This window comes from Peribacillus sp. NJ4, from assembly GCF_030348345.1.
Classification (GTDB): Bacteria; Bacillota; Bacilli; order Bacillales; family DSM-1321; genus Peribacillus.
Genome location: NZ_JAUCFQ010000001.1, coordinates 1,264,420 through 1,278,931, shown reverse-complemented (window position 1 = coordinate 1,278,931; position 14,512 = coordinate 1,264,420). Strand labels below are relative to the sequence as shown.

General features: G+C 41.8%; 12 protein-coding genes. 2 read left to right on the top strand and 10 right to left on the bottom strand.

Annotation, left to right across the window (positions count from 1 at the left end):
• Window positions 1-20 precede the first annotated feature (20 nt).
• The 3 genes from QUF94_RS06405 to QUF94_RS06395 form a co-directional block, all read right to left on the bottom strand.
• Window positions 21-287, bottom strand: a complete 267-nt coding sequence (locus QUF94_RS06405; RefSeq protein WP_289315114.1) for a YokU family protein — start codon at window positions 285-287, stop codon at window positions 21-23.
• Between the two features lie 2 nt (window positions 288-289).
• The gene (gene kamA / locus QUF94_RS06400; protein ID WP_289318299.1) at window positions 290-1,732 is read right to left on the bottom strand and encodes a lysine 2,3-aminomutase; all 1,443 of its coding nucleotides are present in this window, start codon (window positions 1,730-1,732) and stop codon (window positions 290-292) included.
• Window positions 1,733-1,997: 265 nt separating this feature from the next.
• Window positions 1,998-3,479 carry a sigma-54 interaction domain-containing protein gene (locus QUF94_RS06395; RefSeq protein ID WP_289315113.1) on the bottom strand — a complete coding sequence of 494 codons (1,482 nt, stop codon included), beginning with the start codon at window positions 3,477-3,479 and terminating at the stop codon, window positions 1,998-2,000.
• 166 nt (window positions 3,480-3,645) lie between these two features.
• Here QUF94_RS06395 and QUF94_RS06390 point away from each other — a divergent pair, with 166 nt between their 5' ends.
• The gene (locus QUF94_RS06390) at window positions 3,646-4,158 is read left to right on the top strand and encodes a GNAT family N-acetyltransferase (RefSeq protein WP_483313678.1); all 513 of its coding nucleotides are present in this window, start codon (window positions 3,646-3,648) and stop codon (window positions 4,156-4,158) included.
• Between the two features lie 216 nt (window positions 4,159-4,374).
• Here the strand turns inward: QUF94_RS06390 and QUF94_RS06385 are convergent, their stop codons facing one another.
• On the bottom strand, window positions 4,375-5,292 hold the full coding sequence (locus tag QUF94_RS06385; protein ID WP_289315111.1) for a peptidoglycan-binding protein: 918 nt from the start codon (window positions 5,290-5,292) through the stop codon (window positions 4,375-4,377).
• A gap of 416 nt (window positions 5,293-5,708) precedes the next feature.
• Here QUF94_RS06385 and QUF94_RS06380 point away from each other — a divergent pair, with 416 nt between their 5' ends.
• A complete protein-coding gene (locus QUF94_RS06380) occupies window positions 5,709-6,623 on the top strand; it encodes an iron-hydroxamate ABC transporter substrate-binding protein (RefSeq protein ID WP_289315110.1) in 915 nt (304 codons plus the stop codon).
• A 340-nt stretch (window positions 6,624-6,963) separates the two neighbouring features.
• Here the strand turns inward: QUF94_RS06380 and QUF94_RS06375 are convergent, their stop codons facing one another.
• The 6 genes from QUF94_RS06375 to QUF94_RS06350 all read right to left on the bottom strand — a co-directional run bounded on the left by QUF94_RS06375 (window position 6,964) and on the right by QUF94_RS06350 (window position 14,394).
• Window positions 6,964-7,611: a 3-oxoacid CoA-transferase subunit B gene (locus tag QUF94_RS06375; protein WP_370016234.1), complete on the bottom strand. Its 648-nt coding sequence runs from the start codon at window positions 7,609-7,611 to the stop codon at window positions 6,964-6,966.
• A gap of 17 nt (window positions 7,612-7,628) precedes the next feature.
• Complete coding sequence (locus QUF94_RS06370) at window positions 7,629-8,324, bottom strand: CoA transferase subunit A (RefSeq protein WP_289315109.1); 696 nt, start codon at window positions 8,322-8,324, stop codon at window positions 7,629-7,631.
• Between the two features lie 32 nt (window positions 8,325-8,356).
• Window positions 8,357-9,742, bottom strand: a complete 1,386-nt coding sequence (locus QUF94_RS06365) for a GntP family permease (protein WP_289315108.1) — start codon at window positions 9,740-9,742, stop codon at window positions 8,357-8,359.
• A gap of 797 nt (window positions 9,743-10,539) precedes the next feature.
• Window positions 10,540-12,210 (bottom strand): sigma-54 interaction domain-containing protein, encoded by a 1,671-nt coding sequence (locus QUF94_RS06360; RefSeq protein WP_289315107.1) that lies wholly within the window; start codon window positions 12,208-12,210, stop codon window positions 10,540-10,542.
• A 64-nt stretch (window positions 12,211-12,274) separates the two neighbouring features.
• Window positions 12,275-13,450: an acetyl-CoA C-acetyltransferase gene (locus tag QUF94_RS06355; protein ID WP_289315106.1), complete on the bottom strand. Its 1,176-nt coding sequence runs from the start codon at window positions 13,448-13,450 to the stop codon at window positions 12,275-12,277.
• On the bottom strand, window positions 13,447-14,394 hold the full coding sequence (locus QUF94_RS06350; protein WP_289315105.1) for a 3-hydroxyacyl-CoA dehydrogenase family protein: 948 nt from the start codon (window positions 14,392-14,394) through the stop codon (window positions 13,447-13,449). The genes QUF94_RS06355 and QUF94_RS06350 overlap by 4 nt, the downstream gene beginning before the upstream one ends.
• Window positions 14,395-14,512: the final 118 nt, after the last annotated feature.

The window sequence follows — 14,512 nt, the reverse complement described above, 5'->3', positions numbered from 1 at the left end:
CATCCGCTTCTCCCGGCATTCTATTTCCAATTGAATAATTTTTTGACGGGTGCCTGAAGAAGCTGCTCATACGTAAACTCATCAGGGTATTCACTCACATCATATATGGATAAGGCTTCGTCCACCTTTTGATTCATCGAATCAGACACATAGATTCCACATTCCGGACAGTTCAAGGCTGGAACTTGAAGGACTCTTATTGAGCGTTTCCCATCAGGCATGATCCAGTAACAATCCTTTTTTTCACTTTCTTCTACGTTTGGGGCATTACACCACAAGCAATCCATCTTCATTCCTCCTTGCCTTCAGATTTCACCGAGCCGCTTCCGACCAAGGCATTCTTTTTTTCTTGGGCTAACCTTAATTTTTCCTTCATTTCATCCCGTTTATCACGGCGATCCTTCAATGATGCATGTTCATCAGTGCTTTCATACGCCTTTCTCTTGTCAAGACGGCGAAGGCCCTCTGGCACCAAATTGAATTTCTCATCCGTCATGAGAGCGGAAATCCCCACGGCTTCTTTCCTATCCTCAGTACCATACACTTCATCAAAGTAAGCATCCGCACTGCCGGAAACATAATTCTTCGGCTCCGGATAACTAGTGATCACTCCTTCAAAGTTCCGTAAAACGACTTTATCCGGACTTTGCGAAAGCAGGTAATTCGGAGTCAAGGCAATCTTTCCTCCACCGCCAGGAGCATCCACCACAAAGGTTGGCACCGCATATCCTGATGTATGGCCGCGAAGCGCTTCAATGATTTCCAGTCCTTTTGAAACCGGCGCCCTGAAATGGCCAATCCCTTCAGATAGATCACATTGATAAATGTAATAAGGCCTTACCCTTGCTTTAACACAGTCATGCATAAGCTTTTTCATGATATGGACACTATCGTTGATACCAGCCAGGATGACTGCCTGATTACCAAGCGGCACGCCTGCCATCGACAGCATATCGCATGCCTTTTTCGCTTCATCCGTCAATTCAAGGGAATGATTGAAATGCGTATTTAACCAAATCGGATGATATTTTTTCAGAATATTACATAAATTTTCCGTGATCCTCTGCGGGAAAACGACCGGGGCACGTGTGCCGATCCGAATGATTTCCACATGCGGGATGGCACGTAAGTTACTCAATACGTATTCAAGGATCTTATCATTGATCAACAGGCCGTCTCCTCCAGAGATCAGCACGTCCCTCACTTCCGGAGTGTTCCGGATATATTCAATCGCCCCGTCAAGCTGCTTCTTGGGAACACCCATGCCAACCTGACCTGAAAAACGGCGTCGCGTACAATATCTGCAGTACATGGAGCATTGGTTCGTTACAAGGAATAGAACGCGATCCGGATAACGATGCGTCAATCCAGGAACAGGGGAATCCTCATCCTCATGCAGCGGATCCTCCAAATCGTATCTAGTTTTGTTCATTTCTGCCGAAAGCGGTACCGATTGTAAACGAATCGGACAGCGAGGATCATCCGGATTCATCAAAGAAGCATAATAAGGAGTAATGTTCAACGGAATCGTTTGAGTCGAAATCCGAACTCCTTCCTCTTCATCCGGTGTCAAGTTGACGACCTTTTTTAGATCATCCAGTGTTTTAATCGTATTGGTCAATTGCCAGATCCAATCATTCCACTGCTCTTCCGTTACATCCTTCCAAAGTTCGATATCATTATAATGCCTGCGTCCACCTAGGTATTCTTTATGTTTTACATCCAATCCCATCAAATTCATTTAATATGCCCCCTTATTATAAGAACTTATCTATATACATTTGCAAGAATGATGCCAACATTCATAACAAGGGAAACATAAGCAAAAGGGGGACAAATCGACCTTAAAATCGCAAGAAATTTTTCGTTATGCCTAATTTTTTGCAGCCAGATTCTTTGCGCCAAGCATAAAAAAGAGGGTCTCTTTACATAAGAGCCCTCTTCAAGTTACATCATGATCAAAAATGCAGTGACAGCGGTTTCAAATACTACCAAATTTATTTTGATTCTCGCGACCCTGCCGTATAAACTTTTTCAATGCCGTACTTGTTTAACTTATATTGTAATCCCTGTCTTTTAATATTGAGGGCTTCAGCCGTTTTACTGATATTCCCGTTATATTTCTCGAACATATTGATGATCATTTCCCTTTCCATTTCTTCAAGAACGACAGGTAAATCAATCTTATTTTTCAATGGGGAAGGATGGTTCTGCGCATTTGCTGCAGCGTAATTCCCTGAAGGAAAAAGATATGCAGGAAGATGGTGTTCATCAATCATATCTTCCCCTGCGTCCATGACGTTAAAGGTTAACTCGATGGCATGTCCCAGTTCACGAATGTTCCCGGGCCATGGATATTGAAGAAGCCGCTGCATCGCCTTATGACTGATCCCGCGTACTTCCGTAAAGAATGATTTGTTGAATTTCTGAATAAAGTGATTGACGATTTCCGGAATATCCGTTTTACGCTCCAGCAGTGAAGGCATTTGGATCGTCACGACATTCAGGCGAAAGAATAAATCCGAGCGAATGATTCCCCGCTCTAACGCCTCTTCCGGCGAAATGTTCATCGCAGCAATGATCTTCACATTAACCTTTTGCTCCTTCGAACCCCCAACACGGCGTACCTCGCCTTCCTGAAGCACACGCAGCAATTTCGCCTGCAGGCCGAGATCGAGGCTATTCAACTCATCAAGGAAAAGGGTACCGCCATTTGCCTGTTCAAAAATGCCCAGGCGATCCATCGCTCCGGTAAAAGCCCCTTTCGTCGTACCGAACAGCAACCCCTCCATCAATTCCTTTGGAACAGCCGCACAGTTTTGCGCTATGAATGGTTGATTTCGCTGAGCACTTACATTATGTATACTTTGAGCGACCAATTCTTTCCCTGTCCCTGTAGGTCCATAAATCATGACTGGGGAATGTGTTCGGGCCGCTTTTTTCGCCAATGAAATGGCTTGCTTAAATGCAGGGCTATCACCGATTAAATCACTGAAATGGTAGGTCGCCGTCCCTTCAAGGAACTTGGTTTTCTTATGGGTCTCGGCCAGCTGGGAACGCAAATCAACAATTTGGTCGTACATATTCATGACCTTCGTAATATCCTTTGCTATTTCCACTGCCCCAATAATCTCACCATCCTCATATAAAGGATACGTACTATTGATGGAAGTTATTTTTTTCTCTTTTAAATTGACATACGTCTGAATGGACTCAATCGTTTCCATGCCCTTTTCCAATGCTACATGCAGCGTACTGGATTCATCAGTCAATGATGGATAAAGCTGAAAGATATTCTCCCCCAATACCTGTTCACGATCAAGCCCATCGATATGTGCCATCATTTCATTGTAGAAAACAGTATCCCCATCTTTATTCACTATATGGACACCCACATTGATCACATTCAATATCCATTCAAATTGAGTGGAAAACTGATTCACTGAAGATTTCATTTCTTCATCTCCGTTCTCTGTCATTTGATAGAATCACCTGTAAATTATAGCATTTAATGGGAAACTTTCATCTCTTTATCTTTAATAAAATCATACCCCAATAGAATAGTAATTTCACATATAAAAAAAGGGATCTCGCATCCAGCAAAGAAAGTTACTATAAGAAAATTAAAAGGCAGGGGTGAGTCGTATTTCAGAACGAAACAAAGAAACCAGATTAGAAATTAAACCATGGGAAGATAAGGACCTTGATTTACTTTTTCAACTTAATGCCCCAGAAATGATGGCACATCTTGGTGGTCCGGAAAGTAATGAACAAATCATGAAACGGCATCAACGGTATCTTCAGCTGGGAAATAAGGGATGCATGTTTAGCATCATCCTGTTTCCAGAGACAGAAGCGGTTGGTTCCGTTGGCTACTGGCAAACCGAATGGAATAATGAAAATGTGTACGAAATCGGTTGGAGCGTCCTCCCTTCATTTCAAGGACAAGGAATCGCATCCCATGCCGTGAAGGCACTGATAGCCCAAATCAAAGCCGAACGAAAATATAAATATATTCACGCATTCCCGTCAATCAATAATCCTGCGTCAAACGCAATTTGCCGTAAGCTAGACTTCAACCTCATCTCCGAATGTGAATTCGAATACCCGCCAGGAAGCCTAATGCGATGCAATGATTGGTGCTTGGAAATTCAATGAATTCTTTAGATAAAAGGGGGATTTTTGTATAGGACGGATTATTCCCGGGTAAGTCGAATTATGTCGAGTTTAGGTGAATTATTTCCCGGGTAAGGTTTGGGGGGAGGTCGAATAATATCGTGTGCAGGCCGGATTTGGTGTAGGTCGATTATTACGATGTTGGTCGAATTATTGCTGTGTAGGATCAAATCCGCCATCATTTACCCGCATTCTCTATCAAGCAAACAATTCATTCCATGTTTCTTTACCTGCTTGCTTATCTGCAGAAATCTTGCTTGCCTTTTGGTATTTAAATAATGCCATCTCTGTATTCTCCCCGAATTCTGCATCAAGGGGCCCAGGGTTAAAGCCTTCCATGTAAAGTGCTGCTTGGAGAATCCATGTGATATTGCCTGCAGCTCCTTTTTTTACGGTGACGAGCGCAGTCTTGGTTTTAGGTCCCCATTTTCCATCGACAGCAAGCTTTTTATTGAATTGCTTATTCAGTTCCGTTTGTAAAGCTTTTATAAGGGCCGATCGAGTTTCGGGACCGTAAAACCCATCAACGGAAATTGCTGCTTTATACCTGCTATTTAACGTTTTTTGCATGGAAATTATATGGGTAGCTCCTTTGCTGATTTTCGGGATATCCGTTTTTTCGAATTTAAAGGTAAGCTGAGGTTCTTTCCCTGCTTGTAACTGTGAATAGGATAGCCCACCCGTCATTTCCAAGTGGGGATAATCCTTGAATGAACTCCAATCCCCGCCCCATTTAAATCCTAAATCCTTACCTATAGCAGCTACACGCTGCCACTTTGAATTCACTGTCCAGTTCGCATTCTTGCCATCATCACTCACAGTGAAAAAATCAATAGCCAGTCCAAAATTATGATAAGACTGGCCTGGTTTAGCGTTTGTCACATTAGGCTTAGCTAGATTACTATAGTTTTTTCCATTGTAGCTGTAAACTCTTCCTTGGCCATAAAGCGCAGCTTGTTCTTCCAAAGAGCGGTGGCCAGCACTTATCTGTACATAAATCCCTTCATTATAAGCACGTTCCATCATTTCCAATGCTGATGCCTTCACCACTGGATTCATCCCTGTGCCCATCTTTTTCACTGATTTATCCAATAATGTTTGTAATGCTACTGTCAATGTAATCCCTCCTTTAAACCTTATATAAGCCTTTTTAACGGAAAAGTAGCATGGCTGGAATATTTCCATTTTATTATTAAAGGCTTCGTTAATTGATTATGCCTATTGAAGGTTCTTCAGTTCTGATCCATCTTACTTGGCTCTCTTCCTTTGCCACATCTAGACCAACACTGCCAATCATTTACCAGTCCCCTTACTCCTCCATTTATTTTCATAGCTTCGCCCCAACCAGCCTTAAACATGTTTCTACAAGTAGGGGCGGATAGTTTAGTTCAATGAGTTTAGCAATCTGGCGAAAGTAATTGACAATGATTATCATTCCTATTAACATGTTAAGTAGTAATTGAAAATGAATATCATTACTAATTACATACATTTTTTTAACCTATACCATAATTAGCAAGGAGAAAATCAGAATGAAAAAACTATTCATACCATTCCTACTCTTGTTCGTACTTATTCTTAGTGCTTGTGGGAACAACGAGACAGCGAACGAAGATAATGCATCCAAGACTAAAAAAGAAACATTTACCTATCAATCAGAAACTGGCCCTATTGAGATTCCTAAAAACCCAAAAAGAATAATTGCTCTCTCTAATGGACCTAATGTTTTGGCTTTAGAAGGTAATATCGTTGGGATAGATCAATGGACTAATATGAACCCCCTTTTTCAAGAAAAACTTAAGGGAGTGGAAGTCGTTTCAGAAGATAGCCTGGAGAAAATCATCGAACTGGAACCGGACCTAATCATAGCAGGATCCGAGATGAAAAATATTGGCAAATTAAACGACATTGCTCCTACTGTAGTATTCACTTGGGGAAAATTGGATTATTTATCACAGCAGATAGAAATCGGAAAACTCTTAAACAAAGAAAAGGAAGCAAAAGAATGGGTTAATGATTTCAAAACGCGTGCAGAATCCGCAGGAGAAGCGATACGTGCAAAAATTGGTGAAGATGCAACCGTTTCCGTGATTGAAAATGATGCTAAGGAGTTTTATGTATTTGGAAATAATTATGCACGCGGGACAGAAATATTGTATCAAGCAATGGATTTGAAAATGCCTGAGAAAGTAAAAGAAAAGGCACTTAAATCAGGCATTTATGTCCTCTCATCAGAAGTGCTTCCTGAGTATGCTGGAGATTATATGATCTTTAGTAAAAATCCGGATGTTGTTAATTCATTTTTGGAGACTGATTCATGGAAAAATATACCTGCTGTTAAGAACGATCGTGTATTTGAAATAAATAGTAAAGCATCAACTTACAGTGATCCAATCACTCTAGAGTATCTTCTGGAATTCTTCGAAAAATCATTTCTTAACAATTAATATGCAAAGAAGGAATTCTTTTAATAAGAATTCCTTCTTTCAGACTGTAGACGAACTCGATGAAAACCGTGTTTACCTACAGTTTTTTTATTTCTCCATACAAACTGTATGTAAAAAATGGAGAAGATAATAATTTATCTAAGATTGATAACTGAATTGAAAAGCCTGTTTTCCCTCCACAATCTCTAGTAAAATACAAACTGCTTTTTAACTATAGAAAGGGAATTTATTTCAACAACAAAAAAATCAGACTACCTCCGTCCGCCCGTTTACGAACTGAAAGTAGCCTAATAATGAGTTTTATCCGTTTCCCTGATAGGTCAATTCAAGTAATCTCTTACTATGCCTTAATTTCAATAGAGGGGCTTATTGTAAAGTCAGCCTCTGTTTTACTTTTCACTTCATCAAGTGTTATGCCATTTTGCAATTCAATCAATTCCATACCCGCTTCTGTAAAATGAAATACGGCCAATTCGGTAATCAGGCAATGGACGACCTTTTCACCCGTCAAAGGCAGTGTACAACTCTTTTTCACTTTGGATTCCCCATGCTTGTTCACATGGTCCATGATGACAACGATCCGTTTTGCTCCTTGGACGAGGTCCATCGCTCCTCCCATTCCTTTTACCATCTTCCCTGGAATCATCCAGTTTGCCAAGTCCCCATTTTCGGAAACTTCCATCCCGCCTAAAATAGCTAGATCGATGTGGCCGCCGCGAATCATTGCAAACGATTCAGCACTATCAAAAAATGATGCCCCGGCTTTTGCCGTTACTGTTTCTTTTCCTGCATTAATCAAATCCGGATCGACTGCATCTTTTTCTGGATATGGTCCGATTCCCAGTAAGCCATTTTCCGATTGAAGCATAACATTAAAGTCATTTGGAATCATGTTAGCAATCAAGGTCGGCATCCCTATTCCTAAATTTACACACATACCATCTTGGATTTCTTTAACGGCCCGTTCTAAAATTTGTTGTCTAGTCATTCGAATACTCCTCCTTTTTATGAGTTAGCAGTTGTAAGTTTTTCAATTCGTTTTTCATAACGGTTTCCTACAAGTACTTTTTGTACATAAACCCCTGAAGTATGAATTTCATCCGGATCGAGCTCTCCTGTGTTCACAAGCTCCTCCACTTCAACAATCGTGACTTTCCCCGCGGTAGCAACGACAGGGTTAAAGTTTCTTGCCGTTTTCCGATAGACGAGATTACCGAAATGATCTGCTTTCCAAGCTTTCACAAAGGAAAAATCTCCGACTATTCCTTTTTCCATAATGTATGTGCGACCATCAAACTCTTTATGTTCTTTACCTTTGGCGACTTCCGTTCCTACTCCAGTAGCTGTATAGAAGGCAGGGATTCCTGCTCCACCCGCTCTTAGACGCTCAGCAAGCGTTCCTTGGGGAACTAGCTCGACCTCCAGCTCTCCACTTAAAAATTGCTGCTCAAATAATTTATTTTCCCCTACATAAGAAGCAATCATTTTTTTGATTTGTCTATTTTCCAGCAAAAGACCTAGACCCCAATCATCGACTCCACAATTGTTGCTGACAATAGTCAAATCCTTTACACCTTTATCACGCAAAGCAAAAATCAGATTTTCTGGAATTCCGCTTAATCCGAACCCGCCAACGATAATCGTTGCTCCATCCTCGATTTGTTGAATAGCGCTTTCAAAAGATGTTAATAATTTACTCATTTTCCATCATCTCCATTCCTAATACTATTCTATTAAATAAATAGGGAAGTTGCAAAAGCAAGGATGAACACAGTCACTGTTTTCAAAATCGTGATCGCAAAGATATCCTTGTAGGATTGACGATGTGTCAGTCCTGTAATAGCAAGTAAAGTAATAACGGCACCGTTATGTGGAAGCGTATCCATTCCGCCAGATGCCATGGATGCAATTCGATGCAGCATTTCCGGGCTGATTCCAACACTTTGAGCCACCTGTAAATAGTGACCGCCCATTACTTCTAACGCAATCGAAAGTCCACCAGATGCAGATCCTGTAATCCCTGCCAGTACATTGACGGCAATAGCCTCCGATACGAGTGGATTACCGCTTGCATTGAACACCCAGTTTTGAATCACCGAGAATCCAGGAAGCGTCTTCACGACATTACCAAAACCAACTTCAGACGCGGTATTGAATATTGCAAGCAAAGATCCCATTGCAGCAGCTGTTAATCCACTTGCCAATTTGACCTTTATACGCCCAACATTCAGAAGCATCGCTGCAATAATACCGATTGTCAGTGCAACAATCAAAGACCAGGATGAAGTGACTGTGCTTACATCGGCAATATTGAAGGATTCCTTCAACATCGATGCATCATACCAGTGCTTAACCGAAATGGCACTGCGACTGAAAGCAAAATTAAACACTACTACAAGGACGAGCGGTACGATGGACAGCCAAAAGTTAGGCAGGTTTTGCTCTTCGGCACTTTCCGGTTCATTAATATGTCCTTCCCCGTAGCCTTCACCATTTGCCACCGCTTGTTTACGGCGACGTTCTAACCAGATCATTCCGCCAGTGAATACCATGATCGCGCCAATAATCCCCATTAATGGAGCTGCATAAGTATCTGTTCCGAAATAGTTCGTGGGAATGATATTTTGAATCTGTGGTGTTCCAGGAAGGGCATCCATCGTATAAGTGAATGCGCCTAATGCTATCGTTCCTGGCAATAATCGCTTTGGAATGTCTGCTTCTTTAAAAATTGCAGCTGCAAATGGATAAACGGCGAATGCCACTACAAACAGCGAAACCCCGCCATATGTCAGCGCCGAACAAGCCAGCACTACAGCAAGAATAGCCTGCTTTGAACCTAGTGATTTTACGATGGTCTTGGCAATGGATGCTGCTGCACCGCTCATCTCCATGACCTTTCCAAATACGGCCCCTAATAAAAATATCGGGAAAAATGCTTTTACATAGTTAGCAGCAAACGTCATATATGTTTCTGTATAACTCGGCAGCAAATGCCCGCCAGATAAAATGACCGCCAATAACGTAACAATCGGCGCTATGATAATGACCGGATAGCCCCGATAGGCTAAAAAGATTAAAAGTCCTAAAGCCACTGCAATGGCTAAGATTTGAATCACCAATTTAATTCCCCCTTTTCTTTTCTCCCCTTGCCCCCAAATTATTTCGGAAGCCTTTAAGTAGAAACATTAATCTCCCTAAATTCCATATTTTTAATTTTTCCGCTTTCACCATCCAAACCTGCCTTCCCCAAGTCAAGCTGAATGATCTTACTAAGTGCTTCTCATTTATGAGAACGCTTTCAACAAACTGTTGAATTAAAAATCCCTTTTCATTTTACGTGGAAACACCATATAAAATGACAGATAGGCCATTCACTAAAGTATTTATGCAATTCTTGTGCCAACTTATCCTAACTTAAAAAAACATCAACTTTTAAAGCCTTTTCAAAGATTTTATCTCCCTTTTTATAAATTGTAAAAGCTGAAACCTCTTAAAACTGTCAAGGTTTCAATACACAAAAGTCATAAACCCCAAAAAAGTGTAAACCTTTTCTTACAACATTCAAATTCCCTCTTGTTTTGTGTACGGATTTCTTAACACACCCAAAGATTTACGGTGTAAAACATGCACAAATGTGTATCTATTCTTAAAGTATTAAAAAAGTACCCTTTGGCTAAAGGGCACTTCAGAATGTAGACAAACTCCATAATAATGATTTTTTGAGGATTTGTATAAATTGACCGTTGCGTTCAACTCCAGGCACTCGCTTTCCGCGGGCGGTCCGCCCTCGACGCCTTTGCGCCTGCGGGATCTCCCTTGGACGCGCTTTTCTAAGCAGGAGTTTCGCACACCCGTTCCAATCAATATTGTTTTAAAATTCAGAAAGAACCCTTTGCAAAAGGGTTCTTTTCTACAGTCATAAACCATATTTATTCATTTTTTCATACAGTGTTGTTCGGCTCACTCCGAGTCTCTTTGCCGTTTCTGATTTATTACCAGAAGTCATTTCCAAACATGAAACGATTGCAAACCGTTCAGTTTCATCCATTACTTCTGCCAAAGTGCGGATAGATACTGGTTCTTTATGTCCCGTTATTTCTTTAGGGAGATGCTTGGAACGTATCATTTCCTCTTCATCGACGATATTCAATGCACGTTCAATGATATTTTCCAACTCACGAATATTACCCGGCCATTTATAAAGGCGAAGGAGCCGTAATGCTTGATCACTCATGCCCTGTACACGTTTTTTCATGAGGTTCTGATACTTTTCAACAAAATGATTTACCAGTATTTCAATGTCCTCCGGTCGCTCCATTAAGGAAGGTACGTGGATTTGCATGACCTTTAACCGGTAATACATATCAAGTCGGAATTCCCCTTTCGAGACCATTTCCTCCAGATTACGGTTTGTTGCAGCGATTACCCGTACATCAATGGGAATGCTTCCCGTCGAGCCGACCCGTTCAATTTCTTTTTCTTGTAAAACACGGAGCAATTTCACCTGCATATGCAGTGGCAGCTCACCGATTTCATCCAGAAAAATCGTCCCGCCTTCAGCCGCTTCGAACTTACCTGCTTTTCCGCCTTTTTTTGCACCAGTGAAAGAACCCTCTTCATAGCCAAAAAGCTCTGACTCCAGCAGCTCTGCTGGGATGGCGGCACAGTTCACTTTGACAAACACACCCATGGCCCGTCTGCTGGCATTATGAATTGAATGCGCAAACAGTTCCTTACCCGTTCCGCTTTCACCCAAAATCAACACATTTGAGTCGCTTTTAGCAGCAATTTTTGCTTGACCTTTTACTTCCATGAATTCTGGACTTCTTCCCATCAAATGATCAAACGTATAGGAGGCCTTATTTCTCTCGCGAAAATCGCCTTTGTACTTTTTCAGCTCTACTTCAAGTGAGTTTATCCGCTTGGAAAGAGCAGTGAACTGCCCGACATTCTTAAAAAGAATCTTCCCGACCGCTCCCATTAATTTACCTTGTTTCCGTATCGGGGAGCGGGTCGCAATTATATAATTATCTTTAATCTTCTGTAATTCAGCGACCTCTTGCTTTCCAGTTTTGGCGACCACATGCATACGGGTATTTTCAATGACATCCGTTACATGTCTCCCAATAGAGCTTTCCTGATCGACTCCAAGAAAATCCGCATAAGCGTGGCTCAGCATTTGGACATACCCTTCCGTATCGACCATCACCAAACCATCATAGGCAAATTCGATGATATCCTTAAACAGAATTTCTTCATGATTATCGATATTAAGGAAATCACTTTTATTATTTGTAAACAATAGGAGATAAACCTGATATTCCTCATCAACCATTTGAACGATTGCTTTTCTGACAATCCCATTATTACCGTTCAAACGAATAGGGGTATTTACGTCTGGTATAAGGTTTTTTTCGATAATTAAATTTACTTGCAGGTCAAATTGATTCTCGGCAAAAGCCTCAGATATTACGCTATTGCATAAAACGATTTCTTTTTCGTTTTTCGTTACCAAAACCCCAAAAGGTAATTCTTCCAATATCGCTTTCACCAATTCCAATTGAACAGTTTTATTATCGCTGGCCATTCCCATTCTCCTTAACCGGTCTGAAGTTTCCCCCATTATATCATAGGAAATTGAGGCCAATGCATCAACGTTCCACAATCAGCGCAGTTCCCTGTCCTCCCCCGATACATAGAGTGGCAAGGCCGGTTTTTGCATCTCTGCGCTTCATTTCATACAACAATGTCACTAAGATGCGGGCACCAGATGCACCTACCGGGTGGCCCAGAGCAATTGCCCCGCCATTTACATTCACTTTTTCCGGATTCAATTCAAGGTCCTTCAGCACGGCAAGTGACTGGGCCGCAAAGGCTTCATTCACTTCCATCAAATCAATATCATCTATTGATAATCCCGCTTTTGCCAAAGCTTTTTTTGTCGCAGGCACTGGGCCGTATCCCATGATTTTCGGATCAAGCGCAGCGTTTCCATATGACTTAATTGTCGCTAACGTTTCCAGTCCCAGCTCGTCCGCTTTTTCTTTGGACATCAGGACCAACATCGCCCCACCATCATTGATTCCGGATGCATTTCCAGCCGTAACCGTTCCATTTTCCTTAAAAGCAGGACGCAGCTTCGTTAGCTGGTCTATCGTCAGCCCATGACGTGGGTGCTCATCTTGGTCTACCAAGATCGTCTTTCCTCTGCGTTTATATTCAACAGGTACGATTTCATCTGCAAATCTTCCTTCTAGCTGCGCCTTTTCAGTCTTCAATTGGCTATCTAAAGCAAATTCATCCTGCTTTTCCCGGCTGATGTCCCACTGCTCCGCAATATTCTCCGCAGTCACGCCCATATGATACTGATTGAAAACATCCGTTAAGGCATCATAGGTCATTGAATCCACTGCTTCGGCATTACCCATTTTCTGTCCAAAACGATAATTTGGAAGTAAATACGGGGCATTGCTCATGCTTTCAATCCCCCCAGCAAGAATCACATCGGCATCACCAAGGGCAATGAATTGCGCCCCCATTATTACCGTACGGAGGCCAGACCCGCAAAGTTTATTAACGGCCATAGCCGGCGTTGTTTCCGGAATCCCTGCATGAATCGCAACCTGACGTGCCACATTTTGCCCTAATCCAGCAGATAGAATATTCCCGATCAATACCTCATCGATCATATCAGCCGAGATATTTGCCCGCTTAATCGCTTCCTTTGCTGCCACAACTCCCAAGTCAACCGCTGAAACATTGGCAAGACTGCCTCCAAACGCACCTACTGGTGTTCTTGCTGCCCCTACAATCACTACTTCTCTCATAATACTTCCTCCTTCTCCATTTTTAATTTACCTAGTTTAATAAAATTACGGTCCCTCTCATTGATTTTCTGAGAAACGGTAGATTCCTCATATGTGAAAATCCCTTCACCCGACTTCGCCCCAAGCTTCCCCTTTTCGACCAAATCACGAATCAAAACAGGGGCTTCCTTACTCTGATCCAACACTGGTGAAACATTATCAAAAACACGCTGCCATGTATCCAGTCCGCCAAAATCGGCAATCTCGATTGGCCCTGTAAATGCCCATCGAAAACCTGGTCCTGCCGTTATCGCTGTATCAATATCCTCAGCATTGGCAACGCCCTCTTTTAATAGATAAAAGGCTTCCCGCATCAAGGCAGTCTGCAAACGGTTAGCAATGAATCCTGCTATTTCTTTTTTCAAGAGAATCGGAGACTTACCGATTTTACGCATCAAATCAAGTGTTGTCTTGACGACTTCCGGCTTTGTATCGTTATGCTGAACAACTTCAACCAAAGGAACCAAATGGCCAGGATTAAAGAAATGCGTGATTACCATTCGGTCCGCAAACGAGGCCTCCTCCATCAATTGGGAAATCGGAAAGGTCGATGTATTTGAAGCTACAATTGCATCCGGTTTGATTATCTTCTCCAATTGCTGATAAAGATCCAACTTCAACCCGATGACTTCCGGAATGGCCTCAATGATAAAATCAGCATCCCTTATAGCCCCTTCCAAATCTACACTATATGTAATATTAGCTAAGGCACCTTGCTTTTCCCGATCAGTCAAAACCCCTTCCTCAATGAGCAATGCTAGATTCTCAGAGATTCGATTTTGGGCATATGATAGATACTCTTCCTTTATATCGTTGATGGTGACGGAATACCCGCCAACTGCAAATGATTGAGCGATTCCACTCCCCATTACACCTGAACCGATAATGGCTATTTTTTTAATCATCCAGATTCTCCTTTCTTATCCGTTTAAATTACCTGCCTTTACTCACCTTTTTATGTATGCAATATCTGTGCCAGCAAAATGGGTAAACAAAAATTCTTTTGTTATTTTGAAAATCATG